The 17,785-nt window shown below is 38.2% G+C and carries 16 protein-coding genes; 12 read left to right on the plus strand and 4 right to left on the minus strand.

Annotated elements, in window-relative coordinates:
* Nucleotides 1-418 precede the first annotated feature (418 nt).
* Complete coding sequence (locus EA772_RS20510) at nt 419-1,264, plus strand: S1 RNA-binding domain-containing protein (protein WP_124914747.1); 846 nt, start codon at nt 419-421, stop codon at nt 1,262-1,264.
* 74 nt (nt 1,265-1,338) lie between these two features.
* Here the strand turns inward: EA772_RS20510 and EA772_RS20515 are convergent, their stop codons facing one another.
* The 3 genes from EA772_RS20515 to EA772_RS20525 all read right to left on the minus strand — a co-directional run bounded on the left by EA772_RS20515 (nt 1,339) and on the right by EA772_RS20525 (nt 5,046).
* The gene (locus tag EA772_RS20515; protein WP_010603038.1) at nt 1,339-2,007 is read right to left on the minus strand and encodes an MCP four helix bundle domain-containing protein; all 669 of its coding nucleotides are present in this window, start codon (nt 2,005-2,007) and stop codon (nt 1,339-1,341) included.
* A gap of 15 nt (nt 2,008-2,022) precedes the next feature.
* The gene (locus EA772_RS20520) at nt 2,023-3,456 is read right to left on the minus strand and encodes an ATP-dependent RecD-like DNA helicase (protein ID WP_116167620.1); all 1,434 of its coding nucleotides are present in this window, start codon (nt 3,454-3,456) and stop codon (nt 2,023-2,025) included.
* A 450-nt stretch (nt 3,457-3,906) separates the two neighbouring features.
* Nucleotides 3,907-5,046 carry a putative sensor domain DACNV-containing protein gene (locus EA772_RS20525; RefSeq protein ID WP_010603036.1) on the minus strand — a complete coding sequence of 380 codons (1,140 nt, stop codon included), beginning with the start codon at nt 5,044-5,046 and terminating at the stop codon, nt 3,907-3,909.
* Between the two features lie 244 nt (nt 5,047-5,290).
* On the opposite strand from EA772_RS20525, the gene EA772_RS20530 reads away from it, so the two are divergent.
* The 5 genes from EA772_RS20530 to EA772_RS20550 all read left to right on the plus strand — a co-directional run bounded on the left by EA772_RS20530 (nt 5,291) and on the right by EA772_RS20550 (nt 8,569).
* A complete protein-coding gene (locus EA772_RS20530; protein ID WP_124914748.1) occupies nt 5,291-6,097 on the plus strand; it encodes a DUF3822 family protein in 807 nt (268 codons plus the stop codon).
* Nucleotides 6,088-6,624, plus strand: a complete 537-nt coding sequence (gene rsmD / locus EA772_RS20535) for a 16S rRNA (guanine(966)-N(2))-methyltransferase RsmD (RefSeq protein WP_124914749.1) — start codon at nt 6,088-6,090, stop codon at nt 6,622-6,624. Before EA772_RS20530 ends, rsmD begins: the two co-directional genes overlap by 10 nt.
* A 217-nt stretch (nt 6,625-6,841) precedes the next feature.
* Nucleotides 6,842-7,312 (plus strand): pantetheine-phosphate adenylyltransferase, encoded by a 471-nt coding sequence (gene coaD, locus EA772_RS20540; protein WP_124915106.1) that lies wholly within the window; start codon nt 6,842-6,844, stop codon nt 7,310-7,312.
* Nucleotides 7,313-7,470: 158 nt separating this feature from the next.
* Nucleotides 7,471-7,974, plus strand: a complete 504-nt coding sequence (locus tag EA772_RS20545; RefSeq protein ID WP_116167615.1) for an RNA polymerase sigma factor — start codon at nt 7,471-7,473, stop codon at nt 7,972-7,974.
* Nucleotides 7,964-8,569: a hypothetical protein gene (locus EA772_RS20550; RefSeq protein WP_116167614.1), complete on the plus strand. Its 606-nt coding sequence runs from the start codon at nt 7,964-7,966 to the stop codon at nt 8,567-8,569. The genes EA772_RS20545 and EA772_RS20550 overlap by 11 nt, the downstream gene beginning before the upstream one ends.
* Before the next feature lie 137 nt (nt 8,570-8,706).
* Here EA772_RS20550 and EA772_RS20555 read toward each other — a convergent pair whose 3' ends face one another.
* Nucleotides 8,707-9,318: an NUDIX hydrolase gene (locus EA772_RS20555; RefSeq protein ID WP_124914750.1), complete on the minus strand. Its 612-nt coding sequence runs from the start codon at nt 9,316-9,318 to the stop codon at nt 8,707-8,709.
* On the opposite strand from EA772_RS20555, the gene pyrE reads away from it, so the two are divergent.
* From pyrE to EA772_RS20585, 6 genes are all read left to right on the plus strand, one after another.
* Nucleotides 9,317-9,976 (plus strand): orotate phosphoribosyltransferase, encoded by a 660-nt coding sequence (gene pyrE / locus EA772_RS20560; protein WP_010603067.1) that lies wholly within the window; start codon nt 9,317-9,319, stop codon nt 9,974-9,976. The two genes, EA772_RS20555 and pyrE, sit on opposite strands and share 2 nt — an antisense overlap.
* Before the next feature lie 31 nt (nt 9,977-10,007).
* Entirely contained in the window at nt 10,008-10,406 is a 399-nt protein-coding gene (locus tag EA772_RS20565; RefSeq protein ID WP_010603068.1) for an SRPBCC family protein, read from the plus strand.
* A 148-nt stretch (nt 10,407-10,554) separates the two neighbouring features.
* Nucleotides 10,555-13,221: an alpha-L-rhamnosidase gene (locus EA772_RS20570; protein ID WP_124914751.1), complete on the plus strand. Its 2,667-nt coding sequence runs from the start codon at nt 10,555-10,557 to the stop codon at nt 13,219-13,221.
* 225 nt (nt 13,222-13,446) lie between these two features.
* Nucleotides 13,447-16,047 carry an ATP-dependent chaperone ClpB gene (clpB, locus tag EA772_RS20575; protein ID WP_116167611.1) on the plus strand — a complete coding sequence of 867 codons (2,601 nt, stop codon included), beginning with the start codon at nt 13,447-13,449 and terminating at the stop codon, nt 16,045-16,047.
* Between the two features lie 445 nt (nt 16,048-16,492).
* Entirely contained in the window at nt 16,493-17,146 is a 654-nt protein-coding gene (locus tag EA772_RS20580; RefSeq protein ID WP_116167610.1) for a hypothetical protein, read from the plus strand.
* Nucleotides 17,147-17,156: 10 nt separating this feature from the next.
* The gene (locus EA772_RS20585) at nt 17,157-17,654 is read left to right on the plus strand and encodes a hypothetical protein (protein WP_124914752.1); all 498 of its coding nucleotides are present in this window, start codon (nt 17,157-17,159) and stop codon (nt 17,652-17,654) included.
* Nucleotides 17,655-17,785 lie beyond the last annotated feature (131 nt).

A 17,785-nucleotide genomic window follows, 5' to 3' on the forward strand; every position in this document is an offset into this window, starting at 1 on the left:
AATACGAGCTTTGTAAACATCAAATTTAACCCAATTATCTGATAGATCGGAGGTTTATTTTCATTTATTAACCATAAATGGAAAAGATGACGCAGATTGAAAACACCCTAACAACCTTGATAACAATAAACATCTTTTCATTATCAGGAACCAGAAAAGGCATTGCTCAATTTACACAAGCCTTTGTTAATAAACGGGATGGCAGCGATATCCTTTTATTGGATTTTCAAAAGTTACTACCTCTATCAAGACAAAGCCTTCTAGAATGAGAAACTTTTCCAATAAAAGATTTTGCGAACAGCCCGACTGAACTAAACGATGTAATGATGCAGCATCTTTCCAAATAATTTAAAAATAGATTACGGGCAAACATTGCTACCTTTGTACCATAACCATTGAAGAAAATGGTTCCCATAAGATGATTGAAATAGGAAAATACAACGAATTAAGGGTTTTAAGCAAAACGGAGTCTGGTTTAAATCTAACTGATGGCGATAAATTGGTCATTTTACCATACCAATATGTACCGAAAGGCCTGGAGATTGGCGATAACGTAAATGTTTTCGTTTACATCCAGAAAGATGGCAGGCTAACGGGAACAACGCAAAAAGCATATGCCGAAATTGGAGATTTTGCGTTTTTAAAAGTAGTTTCAGATGGAGACGATGGCGTTTTCATGGATTTAGGTATTGATAAAGATGTTTATGTACCTGCTAAAGAGCAAAAAAGACCTATGCAAAAAGGCTACAAATATGTAGTGTATTTGTATCTGGATGAAAATAACGACCGCTTGCTGGCTTCATCTAAATTATACGATTTTGTTGAAGAGGAAGATTTTGATTTTGAGGAAGGTGACAAGGTGAGTTTGTTGATTACAGAAGAAACTGATTTAGGTTTTAATGCGATTATTAACAATACTTATATTGGCCTGCTTTACCACAATGAGGTTTTTGATAACATTCAAATTGGTGATCAACGTAAAGGATGGATTAAAAAAATCCGCGTAGAAGGCAAAATTGATATGACTTTACAACCCAGCGGTTATGGCCACATTTTAGATTCTAAAGAAATGATCATGGCAGAGCTGAAAAAAAGTGGTGGTGTGATTGAATTAGGCGACAAAAGCTCCCCTGAGGAAATTTATCATCGTTTTCAGATTAGCAAAAGTGCATTTAAGAAAACCATTGGCTCATTATACAAAGAGCGCTTAATTGTGCTTTCTGATGATTCGATTCGGCTATTGACGGATGATGATGCTGAATAAAAGTCTGTAATTTCTGAAACCATGTAAGACATTTGAACTCAGATGTCTTATATGGCGAGCTAACTGCTTAAAGACTAGTTTAAGTTAAATTTATCGTTTTTAATTTTTACCATATTGGATGCTGAAATGATTGATACAATCATGATTCCGATCATTACAGCTAAAATGCCTTGGAGGGTAGAATAAATTTTAGTTCCTGAAACAAGTATTTTTGAATCTTTAATCAGCTCATCTCCTACTTCCGATTGGATTTTAATTAGGGCAGAAAGTTTTGCCAGTGTTTGCGTAGCTGTACTTCGCCCAATGGAATCGTAAATTTGCTTTCTTTCATAACCATTCAAACCAAGCATTTTGTTTTCCAATTGCTGCTGAACAAGCAAAGCAGTTTTCAAATCATCAAGGAAAGTTTTTTCCTGTTTTACCAGAAATGTTAATTCATATTTATTGATTACCGAATCGATAATCCTATTGTGCCTGTTAATTTTAAATACACTTCCAAATGAATGAGTTTCAGCATCAGTCAGGGCATCCTGTAAAATCGCATTTTTGTGGTAAAGGTTTTCGGCGATGAAATATAAATCAGTTGCTGGAATCAACCTGTCCTTATGCATAGAGATAAATGATTCATTAATTTTCGATACACTTTTATCTTCCAAAAAACGGATAAGCAAAGTGCAACACATAATACAGAAAAGAAAGAATGCTACTTTAAGCTTATTTTTTAAACTAAATGCGAATTTCATAGGGTTTTCATTTTATTAAAAATAATCTGCCTGAGCCGTTTTGGCAAAGAGCTGTGGTGCAAAGTTTACCAGGTAAAGTTCCTTTTTGGCTCGTGTAACAGCGGTATACAACCAGCGAAGAAAGTCCAGATCAATCATCTCTTCGGTTAAATAGCCCTGGTCTGCAAAAACAGCATCCCATTGACCGCCCTGAGCTTTATGGCAGGTAACCGCATAAGCAAATTTAATTTGCAAAGCGTTATAAAACGGATCGGCTTTAATGGCCAGCATTCGTTCCCGCTTGTTAGCAATGTGCTCATAATCCTCATTCAAACCATCGAAAAGTTTTTTATTTTGCTCGTAAGGCAGGTTTGCCGATTCCAGATTCAGAGTATCCAACATTACTTTGCAACTAATCTGTCCCGCAGCCGGAAAATCTAAAAACTCCAGCGTTGCATCGGCAAAGCGAAAACCATAACGCTCCTCTTCACCACGAACGCGAATAACTTTGGCCATATCGCCGTTGGCAATAAAGGCAGTTTCCTCATTTTCGGGCAACCAAAAATAATTGTTTCGAACCACCATAATTTGGTCGCCACCCGTTAATTCTTCTTCGCGATAGAGTAATCTTGCCCTGATTTGTTGGTTATAAATATTGGCCGATTTGTTAGAGCGGCAAACTACCAAAGTATTCTCTATGCCAAATTTTCGGTAGGCATATTCCAGCCCTTCAACCAACCGGGCGCCAGCCATATTGTAAATATCCTGGTAATTTTTAGTTAAAAATTTAGGTAACGGATTTTCAGGATTTTTAGCAATCTGATTCCTCAACATGGTAGCGTTAGCTAAAATCCCTGATTTCTTTTCCTGCCTCACTACTTCTTTTAATTCTACAGAAGTTATTGTTAGCGCAAATTTATCTTTCAAATATTGTTCGTTCAGAGCCGGGCTATCTAGGCTCCCAACTGGTGGCAATTGTGCCGTATCGCCCACAAAAAGCAGGAAACAATTTTTAGTGTTGTATACAAATTCCAGCAAATCTCTCAAAATAGAAGAGCCCGTTTCGTTAAATTCATCTGCAATCATCGAGGCCTCATCAATAATGAAAAGCGTATTTTCTGATAAATTTGGCGCAATTTGAAATTGCATTTCCGGCGATGCAGCCGACCGTTTCCGGTAAATTCTTTTGTGGATGGTTAAGGCCTTCCGCTGTGCGTACTGACTCATCACTTTGGCCGCCCGCCCCGTCGGCGCTAATAGTTCGCTTCTTAAACCAAATTTACCCAATACTTTTACCAACGCGGCTACCGACGTTGTTTTACCTGTACCTGCGTATCCTTTTAAAACAAAACACCTGTATTCATCATCGTTCTGCAAAAACCTCGACATCCGCTCGCAAAAAAGCAGTTGCTCTTTAGTAGGCAGGTGTTCATAAGCTTGGGCAATAAGTTGACTTTTATCGATGTACATGGATTATTGAATTATTCAATTGTTAAATGGCGCTATAGTTAAATTGTTTTTAAAAGCCACAATTTTAGTTTTTGGAAAGCAATTGCAATGCTAATTGGTTGCGATAATCCGTCTTTCCGCTATATCCCCGATATAAAATCGGGGGATGCCGCTGCAATACGGTTTAGGTGGCAAAGATAAAACACTTTTGAAAGCAACTTCCTGCAAAATGCCTAAGCACCAAATCATCCACCCAGCTAAGCCTTACTACCCAATCTCCGTTCTACTCTAATCCGGCCTAACAAATTTTTGGGCATGCAAAACACAAGCCTTACTACTAACTTTAATACAAAAATTTTCAGCCGGCAATTTTTGTTTCTTTTTGTTGTCAAAAAGAAAAAAGCCCGTCCGGCCAGGACAAAACGAAAAAGTGAAGAGATTGCTACCTACCTTGCAATTACGATTTTCCTATTACAATAACAACGTTTCAATGCGATGCGCCATTACCATTTTCTGCTGTTTACTCCAACTAAAAATGGTAAAATGTCCATCCTGCGATGCAACCAAACCAATTGCCTGCGGCTGGTCGTTAACAAATTGTGCTACAGAAAAATGCCTTGTTCCACCCAGTTGCCCGGGGTACAAAATTTTATCCTCGCCACCAACAATTGGTTCCGAAAACGCGATCTGCTCTACAGTTGGCTTACCTTTCGCACGTCCAATCTTGGCACCAAAAGCTATCAAATCAAATTCTTCGTTAATAATGGTCGCACCATCAACAGCAGTTAAGCCTGCAAGATGCTCCACTTCTCTACGCAAAGCGCCTTGAGAAAAAATTTCACTCTGGTTTCCACTTTGTTTTGCCAGGTTTGATAATCCACAAAACGGAGGTTCTACCAGGTACTGTATGGGGTGAATAATCGACTCTTCCCACTTCGTATCATTTTTCGGCACAATCAATAATGCACCACCTCGGCCATGGCTACGCATAGAAACAGAAAATTGGATTAAAATATTAATCGGGTCGTTCCAGCTTGCAAGCACCGTCAAATCAAGCAGAGCCTTTAAAATCGGCGGACAATCGCGGTTCCCGCATGAAGTATCGTCTACAATTCTAATCTGCTCTCCTTTTAGTACAGCCACATTGGTATATTTTCCGATGCCGTAAATACGGCGGTGTTTAATCACAATAAGCCCAGGTTCGGAAACATCTACAACAAAGCAAAAGTTGGGAATATTTAAGGTAGTACCCCAAATGTACAGTTCGCCGTCTTCCTCCCAAACTCCCAGGTGAATTCCTGAACGCTCAATACCGGGTGCAATTTTAGTAAGCGTATTCGCATTTAGCGGCAAAGGCTTGGCAAATTTTAACGGTTTCGAAGTTTGCGAAGGGGGCAAAAAAGCAATAGAAATGCGAGGTGAATGCCCCTCCTCTTTCCGCAAGCTACTCCAGAAAGCAACATCAATTAGCGCCTCTATGGTTTTCTTATCAGGCTGGGTAGCCAAATCCAACTCTCCTTGCGCCTTTGCATTTGCATGTAGTTTAACAAAATGTTGCTCAATTTTACCTGCAACCGTGTTTGCTGCTTTATAAGTAGGCTTGTAACTCATGTGTCGAATTTAAGCTGAATATTTCAAATTTCAGATAAAGGAAAGGTATGATTTTGGTAAAAAGATTGCGTTTGATTTGACCTTAATAAAAGCCAGAGTCGATCATCACGAAAAGGCAACAAAATTTGAATTTTAGATTTTTGCGGTTTAAACCATTTAATAGTTGATGCACTAGTTTGACCTCTTTGCTAAAAAACTTTGTAGCCTTTGCAGTTAATATTTAAAAAACTCTATTTTTGTTTTAATGAGTAACAACAGTCTTTTATTGGTCGATCCGAATTTTAAAGCTGATGCATCAGTAAATTGCCATTTATTGTTAAAAATAACGAATGACAGTTTTTCTTATGCAGTAATAAATAAGGAGTCGGATGAGATTAATGTAATTTTCGATAAGCAGGGATGTGAGGATGTTGAGCAGGATTTGAAGTTTGCTTTCGAAACTGATGCTCACTTAGCTCAATCGTATGGCGCTATCAAAGCTGCAATTCATACCTCAAACTTCATTTTTATTCCTGATGAATGGTTTGATCAAGAAAACCTTTCCGTTTATACGAAATTCATGGGTTCTGAGCGTAAAATCTACACCAAACATCATGATGAACTAGGCTTTAACACCCTATTTTCTCTGGATGAAAAGGTTGAAGAAAAACTTCCTGAAAACACGGTTGTTTATCCCCAGTCTTCGCCCTTGCTTGCTCTATCTGGTCATTTATCTGGCGATGCGTTGCTGGTAGATTTTACGGCTACTTCATTTAATGTGCTCTTTGTAAAGGATAAGAAAATCACTTTTCAAAACCATTATGAGGCAGAAAATGCTGAAGAATTTAATTACTTCTTATTGTTAATTATTGAGCAATTAGGATTAACAGAATCTGTTCCGGTGTATCTGCAGGGCATTATTAATGAAGACGATGAGTATTACAGTACGCTTCTAAAATATTTCAATAATCTATATTTCTTTTTTCCCGCAGGAAAACAAAACAGTGAGTTATTGGCTGATATGCCTAAACACTATTTTAGCGGATTGCTTGCTTTGGATTTATGCGAATAATTGGAGGCAAATTAAAAGGAATTCGTTTACAGCCGCCAGCGAATTTACCTGTACGCCCAACTACTGATATGGCAAAAGAGGCGCTTTTCAATATTTTAAACAATAGGTTCGATTTTGAAACCTGTACCGTTTTAGATTTATTTTGTGGTACAGGAAACCTGACTTTTGAATTTGCATCCCGTGATGCTGAAAAGATTTTGGCTGTAGACATGGATTATGGTTGTGTAAACTGGGTTAAAGCAACTGCCAGCAAATATGAATTCAAGCAGGTGGAAGTACGCAAGGGTGATGTTTTTAAACTGCTAAAACAAATGACCGGTGCCTACGATTTAATTTTCGCCGATCCACCTTATAATATGCCTAACATTCCGCAAATTCCGGTGATGGTTGCCTCACAGCAATTGCTTAAACCAGGCGGTTTACTGGTTGTGGAACACCAAAGCAATATGAAACTGAATAGCCAGCCAGGATATACTGAAACCCGTAAATATGGTAATTCGTCATTCAGTTTTTTTGAGTTTAGTTAACCGCAAAGAACAAAAAGTTCTTCGCAAAGAAGAAAAGCTAAACTCCTCAACTATTAAAGTTGTTATCTCGAGCGAGCCTGAAAATCTTTCTAACCAGCAAACGCACCTAAATTTCTCTCCAAAAAGTTTAGGCCTTTCTTACTTTCTGAAATACAGCCATTTCAGCATAAGCTGTTTTAATCTTTCTCTTTTACACTTAAAAATCTATATTTGAATGATGAAGATAGCGCTATTTCCAGGTTCATTCGATCCAATTACCATTGCACACGTTAACATCTTACAACGTGCCACTCCTCTCTTTGATAAGATTGTAATCGGAATTGGTTTAAATAGCGCCAAGCAAAACTTCCTAAGCGCCGAACAACGTCTGCATATTTTAGAAAAAGTTTTCCAGGGTTATCAAAATATCGAAATCCAGACTTACGAAGGCTTAACTGTCGACTTTTGCCGTAAAATTAATGCCACTTATATGGTTCGTGGCATCCGTTCAGCATCGGATTTTGAATATGAAAGAGCCATCGCTCAAATCAACCAAACCATGATGCCTGAAGTAGAAACCATTCTGCTATTAAGCAAACCTGAATATTCTGCCATTAGCTCAACCATCGTTCGCGACATCTTAAGAAATCATGGCGATGTAAGTCCATTTGTGCCTAGAGAGGCCTTGGATTTTTTATATAAACCTTGATTTTAGGAATATTTTTAATAGCTGGTGTAACGTTTTCCAAAACGGGTTACTTATTGAGTAAAAATACTAAATTATGAAAACTCAATTGGTAATTCTTGATGTTGTGACAACAGCCATGTTTCCTGATGCTTTTTACTTCGCTCATCCAAAAGCCTAAAATGAAAGAAACTGAAAACATATTTCTTTCTCTCATCAATCAGCATAAAGCGATTATACATAAAGTTTCAAAAATGTATATGAACGATGCTGAACAACAGCGGGATTTGTTTCAGGAAATTGTGATGCAGCTTTGGAAAGCTTATCCAACTTTTAAGGGTAACAGCAAGTTTTCTACGTGGATGTACCGTGTAGCCCTAAATACGGCATTAGTTTATTTCAAAAAAGATCATCGAAAAGTGGATAAAACACCACTTAATGAGAATATTGATGTAATTGATACCGACGATAGCGAAGCGAAGGAGGAAAGGTTAGCTTATCTCTACAAAGCTGTTCAGGAATTAAATGCAGTTGAAAAAGCATTAATCTTTCTTTTCCTGGAAAATCAATCGCATCGGGAAATTGCCCTAAACCTAGGAATTAGTGAAGTAAACGCCAGGGTAAAACTTAACAGAACAAAAGAAAAATTACAATTCATTATAAAGAAAAACGGTTATGAATTTTGACGATTTGAAAAACGATTGGCAGGCTGATCAATCATCCGAACCCAACATCTCAAAAGATTTACTTGAAATAAAGCAAGCCAAAACACCTATTGATATCCTTCGCAAAAAGATGAAACATGAGTTTAATTACCAGATTGTTGCATTAATTTTAATGGCCGCATTTCCTTACTTATTTGGTTTTTCGCCTCAGATGAAATTAATATTTCTGGCTTTTTATGCGATAACATGTGGTTTTACAGCTCATTATTTTTTCAAATTCTACCGGTTTTATAAGAATTCATACGATATGACCATGGATAGCAGGAAAAGTATCCTTTGGTTTTTCTATGAAATGAAATTAAATATAGAGCTCTACAAAGCACTCACATATATCATTGCTTTTATATGGATGAGTTTTATAACGGTTTATTTACTTATTGAAAAAACTGGTGCGATAAATAGGGTGTTCGCAAAACTTTCGCCAACTTACATACTATTAAACTGTTTTATCACCATCGTGATTATTGGCGTAATTACCGAACTCTGGGCCTGGTATTATTATGGAAAGTATTTAGCCAGGGTTAAAAAAGTGGTTGATGAATTGGATGATGAATAAACATTTCGAACAAATCCTAAAGCTATATATAATCTTGTTTGCGCTCGTTTGAAACGAGCGCATAATAGCGTTTCGATTTAATCGCATAAAAAAAGCTTGTATATTTCAGTGATACAATTGAAAGATCGGTTTTGGGATTACAAAATCCCACCTGCCCTTAACACATCCATAATCGATGGGAAAGTGTTTTTTACCACTGGTCCGATATGATTTTTATCTAACCAAACCGCCTCATCAATGCCTTCTTCTTTTTGAGGGATCAGTTTCGGTTCTCCTTTCACCTTCATTTTATACCAATTGGTTTTTTTAATCACCATCTTCGAACCCATGGGATAAACATGATAAGTTTTGCAAAGTTTCTCTTCTCTTTTAGCAACCTTTATTCCACACTCTTCTTCTACTTCTCTAACGGCAGTTTCTTTCATGTTTTCGCCATCTTCAAGCTTTCCCTTTGGCAAATCCCATTTCTTATTTCTAAAGATAAACAAGTAATTCCCATTCACACTCTCCACCAAGCCCCCAGCAGCTTTGATAATCTCACAGTTCCTTTTTAGCTTCCTAAATGTTTCCTGAGGGTTTTTTGTTAAAAATATATAGCTTTTTTTCGACCCGTTTTTTAATTTTTTGTAAAATGTCTGCAAATCAAAATCCTGAAATTCAAGCTGTTGAATTTTTTCTTTTTGTTCAGGCAAAACATCTGATATGAAGAGGGTGTTATCGTTAATATAAATTCTGTATTTTTGGGCCATGTATAATAAAAGTGATATTGAATTAAAGGTAGCGGAATTTTTATTACAAATAAAGGCAATTAAATTACAACCTAATAATCCTTTTACTTGGGCCTCGGGTTGGAAGTCGCCAATTTATTGCGATAACAGAATCACCCTTTCACATCCTCAGGTTAGAACTTACATCCGTCAGAAGTTAGCACAAGCGATTCAGGAAGAATTTGGGTCAGTTGATGTTATTGCTGGAGTAGCCACTGCCGGCATTCCACAAGGCGTTTTAGTGGCGCAGGAATTAGGCTTACCTTTTATTTATGTTAGAGCTAAAGCTAAAGAACACGGAACAGGAAGCTTAATTGAAGGCGAAGTTGTTGAAGGACAACGCGTTGTAGTAATTGAAGATTTAATATCTACAGGTAAAAGCAGCCTACAAGCCGTTGAAGCACTGAGAGCTGCTGGCTTATCAGTAGCTGGTTTAGCTGCAATTTTTACTTACGGATTTGAAAAAGCTGACGAGAATTTCGCTGCTGCAAAATGCCGTTACTTAACTTTATCAAACTATGCCGCTTTAATTGATTATGCTGCCGAGCACAGTATTATTGCCAAAAGCGATATGGAATTATTAAGCAAATGGCGCTTAAATCCATCAGAATGGGGACAAGCAGTAAGTCCTAAATCATAAATACCTGAAAAACTAACCGATAAAATATATAATGACGATTATTGAAAACGCTGTAGAGGTAAATAAACCCGTTTCAGAGGTTTACACTTTTCTTTCTGACATGAACAATCATCAGCAATTGATGCCGGAAAATATTTACAACTGGGAGTCTACAGAAGATGAAGCACGTTTTACCATTCAAAATATGGCTAAACTGGCAATCAAAATCTCTAATCGTGTAGAAAACCAGGAATTAACAGCCATCCCAACCGAAAAAGCGCCTTTTGAGGTGGAGCTAAAATGGACTGTAGCAGATAATGGAAACGGTACTACCACAGCAAAACACATCATCTCAGCAGATTTAAATATGATGATGAAAATGCTGGCTTCAGGTCCATTACAAAAACTGGTTGATCATCAAACTGAAAAATTAAAAGAAATTTTAGGGTAGTCAAAAAGTACGACGGGCTGGTTTCTGACTCTTTATTTCGAAATATATAGCGAAGATTCCTCTTCGCTTTTTTTATGCGTAAAAATTCCGTTGATATTTATTTAGGAGTCTTTTATTTTGATACCTTAGTTTTTAATAACCAAAAACTATGAAATTTCATTTCCCTCAAATTTTAACGTTATTTCTTGCACCGTTCATTTACTCAAACGCAAGTTCGCAATCTCTAACTGCGCTTAAGACAGAGTATTTGGAAAACCCCATTGGCCTAGACAATGCCAAGCCGCGTTTTACCTGGCAAATGAACGATGCGAGCCTCGGCGCCAAACAAACAGCTTATCGTATTTTGGTTGATGTTGATTCAGCTGCCCTGATGCAAGAAAAAGCTAGCTGCTGGAATTCAGGCTGGAATAAATCTGATATCAACCTGGTTATTTTTTCTGGGAAACCACTAAAACCTTTTACCAAGTATTTCTGGAGGATTGATGTTACAAATGGTCGCAAAAAAACCTTCAGCAAAATTGCAAGTTTTGAGATGGGAATGATGAATATGGCCAACTGGCAAGGTGCTTGGATATCAGATAATGAAAACATCAAACTCAAACCTGCACCCTATTTTAGATATACCTTTAAGGCGGCAAAAAAAATAAAATCGGCACGAGCTTATATCGCCGCCGGCGGTTTATACGAACTATCTATTAATGGTAAGAAAATTGGCAATCATCGAATGGATCCGATGTATACACGTTTCGACAGACGTACGCTGTACGTAACCTACGACGTTACCACCGCCATACAGCAGGGAAAAAATGGTATTGGCGTACTGCTTGGCAATGGTTGGTATAATCATCAATCAACAGCGGTATGGTATTTCGATCGTGCACCATGGCGTAACCGCCCTACTTTTTGTTTAGATGTGCGAATCACCTATGAAGATGGAACCACAGAAACCATTAAATCAGGCAAAGATTGGAAAACAGCTTTAAGCCCCATCGTTTTTAACAGCATTTATACGGCCGAGCATTATGATGCACGCATGGAAAAGCCGGGCTGGAACACGGCAAGCTTTGATGATAAAGACTGGAGGGCCGTAATGTATCGCTCTGCGCCATCAAGAAATATTGTTGCACAAGCCTTACACCCTATTCGGAATGTTGAGGAGATTGCGACAAAATCCATCAAAAAGATTAATGATACCACCTATCTGTTTGATTTAGGAAGGAATATTTCTGGCGTAAGCAAAATTACTTTAAATGGCCCCGCGGGAACAATTATTCGCCTTAAACATGGTGAAAGATTGTATACTAATGGTCGATTAGATATTTCAAACATTGATGCACATTATCGCCCTACAGATAATACAGATCCATTTCAGACTGACATTTTAATCTTAAATGGCAAAGGAGAGCAAAGTTTTATGCCGCATTTCAATTATAAAGGTTTTCAATATGTGGAAGTGACTACTTCCGTTCCGCTTGAGTTGAAAAAAGAAGACTTAGTGGGCTATTTTATGCATAGCGATGTTCCACAATCTGGAAATATCAAGGCTTCAGAACCCATCATTAACAAAATATATTACGCCACCAATAATTCCTACTTATCAAATCTTTTTGGCTACCCTACTGATTGTCCGCAAAGGGAAAAAAATGGGTGGACGGGTGATGCCCAGATTGCCATAGAAACCGGACTATATGGTTTTGATGGGATTACCATTTATGAAAAATGGTTAGCCGATCATCGCGATGAGCAGCAGCCGAATGGTGTGCTCCCTTCTATTATTCCTACGGATGGCTGGGGTTACGAATGGGGAAACGGACCAGATTGGACGAGTACCATTGCAATTATACCGTGGAACATATATTTGTTTTATGGTGATAAAAAACTGCTTTCCGATTGTTACGAAAACATCCGTAAATATGTAAACCATATCGATGAAACGTACCCAACAGGTCTAACAAGCTGGGGGCTGGGCGACTGGATTCCGGTGAAATCAAAATCTCCTGTAGAACTCACTTCAACTTGTTATTATTATGCTGACGTGGTGATTTTGGCCAAAGCAGCTAAAATACTAGGGAAAACTGCAGATAGTGAAAGATATACCAAGCTGGCCAATAAAATTAAGCTAGCCTTCAATGCCAAATACCTTGATAAAACAAAAGGCATTTATGGTTCAGGGATACAAACAGATATGAGTGTGCCACTTTATTGGAAAATTGTTCCTGAAGAATCTGTACAACTGGTAGCAGAGAATTTAGCTAAACGTGTAGAGGCAGACGGTTATCACCTGGATGTGGGATTGCTTGGCACTAAGGCAATATTAAATGCCTTAAGCGAAAATGGCTATAGCAATTCAGCTTACAAAGTGGCTGCGCAAAAAACCTATCCTAGCTGGGGGTGGTGGATGGAAAATGGCGCCACAACTTTATATGAAAACTGGCCAATAGATGCGAAGTCCGATATCTCCATGAACCACATTATGTTTGGGGAGATTGGTGCCTGGTTGTACAAATCTCCCGGCGGTATTAAGCCTGATGAAAATCAACCTGGATTTAAACATGTCATCCTAGATCCACACATTGTGGAGGGATTAAGTTCTTTTGAAGCTAGTCACATTGGACCATACGGTAAAATTACGAGTGCCTGGCAGCGTACAAGCAAAGGCATTCAATATGATATCACTATTCCTCCAAACTCAACTGGCACAATTAACCTGGGTATGGTAAGTCACATGGATATATTTGTGAATGGAAAACTCACCCAGTCCGGAAAAATTAATTTGGCAGCCGGTAAATATCTGATTGAACATAAAGTAAAGTAGTCATATAAATTACCAATCATCTTTCTCCCTACGTAAAGAATCATAAATTTGTTTTTGCGTGGGGATAAAAGGGTTTGAACCTGAATAATCAAGCAAATGCGCCAATTATTCAGTACAAAATACTAATAATCAGCAATTTAGACATGATTTCCAAATATTAACCGACAAAATTTCCGATTGAAGAATCAAAATAGCTGTGGCATTTGTTTTGACTAAAACGGTTATATGAACTTCAACAATTTTACAATAAAAGCCCAGGAAGCAATTCAACAGGCTTCTGAAATAGCCCAGGGCAATCAGCAGCAGGCTATTGAAACGGCACACCTCCTTAAAGGTTTGCTTACTGTTGATGAAAACGTAGTTTCTTATGTATTAAAGAAACTCAACGTAAACCTGAATACTTTAAACCAAAATTTAGACGCAGAAATTGCCAGGTTCCCGAAAGTTAGCGGAAGCAATGTCTATCTGTCATCAAATACCAATAGCGTTTTGCAGAAAGCGCAAACATTTTTGAAAGAATTTAAGGATGAATTTGTTTCTGTAGAGCATTTATTATTAGGAATTCTGGCAGTTAACGATAATACATCCAAATTATTAAAAGAACAGGGTGTTGGCGAAAAAGACCTTAAAAAAGCCATTACCGCATTACGTGGCGATAATCGTGTAACAGATCAAAACGCAGAAGCCACTTATCAGGCACTAAATAAATATGCCCGAAACTTAAATGAATATGCCGAAAGCGGAAAGCTCGATCCGGTTATCGGTAGAGATGAAGAAATTCGTCGGGTTATTCAAATTTTATCTCGTAGGACGAAAAACAATCCGATTTTAATTGGTGAGCCTGGCGTAGGTAAAACTGCTATAGCTGAAGGAATTGCGTTCAGGATTATTAAGGGTGACGTGCCTGAAAACCTAAAGAGCAAAACTGTTTACTCATTAGATATGGGTGCTTTAATTGCAGGTGCGAAATATAAAGGCGAGTTTGAAGAACGCTTAAAAGCGGTGGTAAAAGAGGTGACGCAAAGCGATGGAGATATCATTTTATTTATTGATGAAATCCATACTTTAGTGGGTGCAGGCGGTGGCGAAGGTGCTATGGATGCCGCAAATATTTTAAAACCAGCTTTGGCCCGTGGAGAGTTGAGAGCAATTGGTGCTACTACTTTAGATGAATATCAAAAATATCTGGAGAAAGACAAAGCACTGGAGCGTCGTTTTCAAAAAGTAATGGTGGAAGAACCAGACACACAGGATGCCATTTCTATCCTAAGGGGTTTAAAAGAACGTTATGAAACTCACCACAAAGTGAGGATTAAAGATGAAGCTATTATTGCAGCGGTAGAAATGAGTCAGCGATATATTTCCGATCGCTTTTTACCAGATAAAGCCATTGATTTAATGGATGAAGCCGCATCAAAACTACGTATGGAAATGGATAGCGTTCCTGAAAATGTTGATGCCCTTGACCGGGAAATTATGCGTTTGGAAATTGAACGCGAAGCCATTAAACGCGAAAAAGACGATCGCAAGGTTCAGGAGTTATCTGAAGAAATTGCCAATTTATCGGCAGAGCGTGATGAATTTAAAGCCAAATGGCAGGGCGAAAAAGACCTGGTTGATGCGGTTAATAATCAATTGGAACAAATTGAGCATTTTAAATTAGAGGCTGAACAAGCTGAACGTGCCGGAGATTATGGCAAGGTTGCCGAAATCCGTTATGGTAAAATTAAAGAAGCACAAGACCAGGTAGAGCAGTTAAAAGCTGATCTGGAAAATCAGCAAACCGATAGCAGAATGCTGAAGGAAGAGGTAACTGCTGACGATATCGCCGGTGTGGTTGGCCGTTGGACAGGGATTCCGGTGACGAAATTAATTGCCAGCGAGCGTGAAAAATTATTAAACCTTGAACAGGAATTGCACCAACGGGTAGCCGGACAAGACGAGGCCATTGAAGCCATTTCTGATGCCATTCGCCGCTCTCGTGCAGGTTTACAAGATAAGCGTAAACCAATTGGTTCTTTCATATTTTTAGGTACCACCGGAGTTGGTAAAACCGAACTGGCTAAGGCACTGGCAGAGTTTTTATTTAATGATGAGAATGCTTTAACGCGTATTGATATGAGTGAATATCAGGAGCGCCATGCCGTTTCACGTTTGATTGGAGCGCCTCCGGGATACGTTGGCTACGATGAAGGTGGACAGTTAACCGAAGCCGTTCGACGTAAACCATATTCAGTTGTATTGCTTGATGAAATTGAAAAAGCACACCCGGATGTATTTAATATTCTGTTACAAGTGTTAGATGATGGGCGCTTAACAGATAACAAAGGCAGAACGGTTAACTTCAAAAATACGATCATCATCATGACATCGAACATCGGTGCCCACTTAATTCAGGATAACTTCAAAAATTTAAGTGATGAAAACCGTGACGAGGTAATTGCAAAAACAAAAAATGAGTTGTTTGAGGTGTTAAAACAAACCATTCGTCCGGAGTTTTTAAACCGAATCGACGAGCTGATTATGTTCACGCCATTAAACCGCAGTGAAATTAGAGATATTGTTGCCTTGCAGTTTAAGCATGTTCAACAAACGCTTGCAGAAATGGGCATTGAAATGGAAGCGAGCGATGAAGCTTTAGATTGGCTGGCACAACTTGGTTACGATCCGCAATTTGGTGCACGGCCATTGAAAAGGGTGATCCAGAAAAGAATCTTAAATGAGTTGTCAAAAGAGATACTGGCGGGTAAGATAGATAAAGACAGCAAAATTAAGTTAGATATGTTCGATCATAATTTTGTGTTCCTGAACCAAAAAGAGGATTAGGCAAATCAATAAAAAAATCCTTCAGATTAGTTTCTGAAGGATTTTTTTTTGCAATTTATTTTTGCTGGATGCAGGTGGGAATGACGAAGAAGCTATTAAAATGGTTTTGTTCATCATTCTTATGCTTTAAAATCCCCAGTTTACTTGTCCCGAATTCATTTCGGGAAGCTGCGGATGACGACCATTTATAATTGACGTTCATTTATGATGTTCATATATTATGCCTAAACGTAATATTTTCGCCCATCCCCTAGCCAGTTCGTCATTGCGAGGGAGTATTTCACGACCGCGGCAATCTTCTCTTTAAGGATGAGATTGCTTCTCCCGATGAAATATCGGGATCGCAATGACGGAATATAAACGTCAGTGCTAGCATGAACAATATTCCCCTCTTGTTTTTTATTTCGATAATGATTATTATTGATTACACACAAAAACACAAACAATGAAACCTAAATTAATCATCATGGCGCTGCTGTGCGCCGTCAGTTGGCGTAGCTATGCGCAAACTGAAAAAGGCAGTGGCTTTGCCGGCATCAGCTTAAGCTTTGGCACTTCAAAGCAAAATAATTCTACCGCTGCAATTAACACTTTTACAGCAACACCCAGAGGCGGTTATTTTTTAAAGGATAATCTCGCCATCGGGCTGGAAATCCCTTTAAACCTTTCCAAACTTCGTGGGGAGAGTTACATTTCCTGGGATGAAGAAGATGGCAGATATGAAGACCGCTATGGTCCGAAAGAATTTAGTTTTGGCCTTTCTCCTTTCATCAGAAAATATGTAGATGTAAAGAAACGCTTCAAGTTTTTTGCACAAGCTAACTTACTCCTGCAAATCAATACCTTTAATAGAATAGATGATGAAGGCTATTTAATCAGAACAGATGCCAGAGCAAAAGGATGGGGCGCAAGCTTAACTCCGGGCTTTACTTACCTCCTGTCTGATGACTCCAGCCTCGAATTTTCTTTCCCGATAGTTACATTTTTTCATCAGAACTATTATGCTGAAGAATCTTTGTACAACTTCGATAAGAAGAATAATTTAAGGTTAGCGTTGGACAACTTCACTCCTACTTTCACCATTAATTTCCATTTCTAAACATCATCTCATGAAAAATGTATTAACTAAAATTTCAAGATATAGCAGCTTTGTGATCATGCTCATAGTTATATCTTCACTACAGGTTCACGCACAACGTTTCCGTGGTAAAATTGAATACTACAGCAGTGTTTTCCCATCAGAAGATGGAAAAATTAAATCAATTAATGGAACTCCAATTACCTATTATAATTCCGTTTTTAAATCAGAAGACGGCAAAGTGAAATCTATTGGCGACAAGCGTATTGAGTATTACAACAGCGTTTTTCCGTCAGAAGATGGAAAAATTAAATCCATTGGAGATGTACGGGTAGCATATTACAATTCAGTATTTCCTGATGAAGATGGCAAGATCAAAACGATTGGAAACATCCGGTTTGAGTATTTCAATGCAACGGCATCTAAAAGTAAAGGTAAAATAAAATCAATTCAAAATGAGGGCGACGATCCTGCTTCGGACGATGCATTAAACACCTATTACTTTATCGAAAAACTCAATCGGCAATAAAGATACCTTCGTGAAAATTAAAGGAGCTGCCTCGTCAACCGCAACCAAGTCTGAAGGATTGTGTTAATGAGGCAGTTTCTTTTTTTACAGTGATCAACACCATTTAAACTACATAGCTGCAAATTTTATCG

The sequence above is a fragment of the Pedobacter sp. G11 genome (genome assembly GCF_003860265.1).
Taxonomy (GTDB): Bacteria; Bacteroidota; Bacteroidia; order Sphingobacteriales; family Sphingobacteriaceae; genus Pedobacter; species Pedobacter agri.

Coding starts and splice junctions, on each gene's coding strand:
- EA772_RS20515 (WP_010603038.1), bottom strand. CDS start 2,007: ATGAAATTCGCATTTAGTTTAAAAAATAAGCTTAAAGTAGCATTCTTT.
- EA772_RS20570 (WP_124914751.1), top strand. CDS start 10,555: ATGAAATTTCATTTCCCTCAAATTTTAACGTTATTTCTTGCACCGTTC.
- EA772_RS20520 (WP_116167620.1), bottom strand. CDS start 3,456: ATGTACATCGATAAAAGTCAACTTATTGCCCAAGCTTATGAACACCTG.
- EA772_RS20530 (WP_124914748.1), top strand. CDS start 5,291: ATGAGTAACAACAGTCTTTTATTGGTCGATCCGAATTTTAAAGCTGAT.
- EA772_RS20550 (WP_116167614.1), top strand. CDS start 7,964: ATGAATTTTGACGATTTGAAAAACGATTGGCAGGCTGATCAATCATCC.
- EA772_RS20580 (WP_116167610.1), top strand. CDS start 16,493: ATGAAACCTAAATTAATCATCATGGCGCTGCTGTGCGCCGTCAGTTGG.
- pyrE (WP_010603067.1), top strand. CDS start 9,317: ATGTATAATAAAAGTGATATTGAATTAAAGGTAGCGGAATTTTTATTA.
- EA772_RS20545 (WP_116167615.1), top strand. CDS start 7,471: ATGAAAGAAACTGAAAACATATTTCTTTCTCTCATCAATCAGCATAAA.
- coaD (WP_124915106.1), top strand. CDS start 6,842: ATGAAGATAGCGCTATTTCCAGGTTCATTCGATCCAATTACCATTGCA.
- clpB (WP_116167611.1), top strand. CDS start 13,447: ATGAACTTCAACAATTTTACAATAAAAGCCCAGGAAGCAATTCAACAG.
- EA772_RS20525 (WP_010603036.1), bottom strand. CDS start 5,046: ATGAGTTACAAGCCTACTTATAAAGCAGCAAACACGGTTGCAGGTAAA.
- rsmD (WP_124914749.1), top strand. CDS start 6,088: ATGCGAATAATTGGAGGCAAATTAAAAGGAATTCGTTTACAGCCGCCA.
- EA772_RS20585 (WP_124914752.1), top strand. CDS start 17,157: ATGAAAAATGTATTAACTAAAATTTCAAGATATAGCAGCTTTGTGATC.
- EA772_RS20510 (WP_124914747.1), top strand. CDS start 419: ATGATTGAAATAGGAAAATACAACGAATTAAGGGTTTTAAGCAAAACG.
- EA772_RS20565 (WP_010603068.1), top strand. CDS start 10,008: ATGACGATTATTGAAAACGCTGTAGAGGTAAATAAACCCGTTTCAGAG.
- EA772_RS20555 (WP_124914750.1), bottom strand. CDS start 9,318: ATGGCCCAAAAATACAGAATTTATATTAACGATAACACCCTCTTCATA.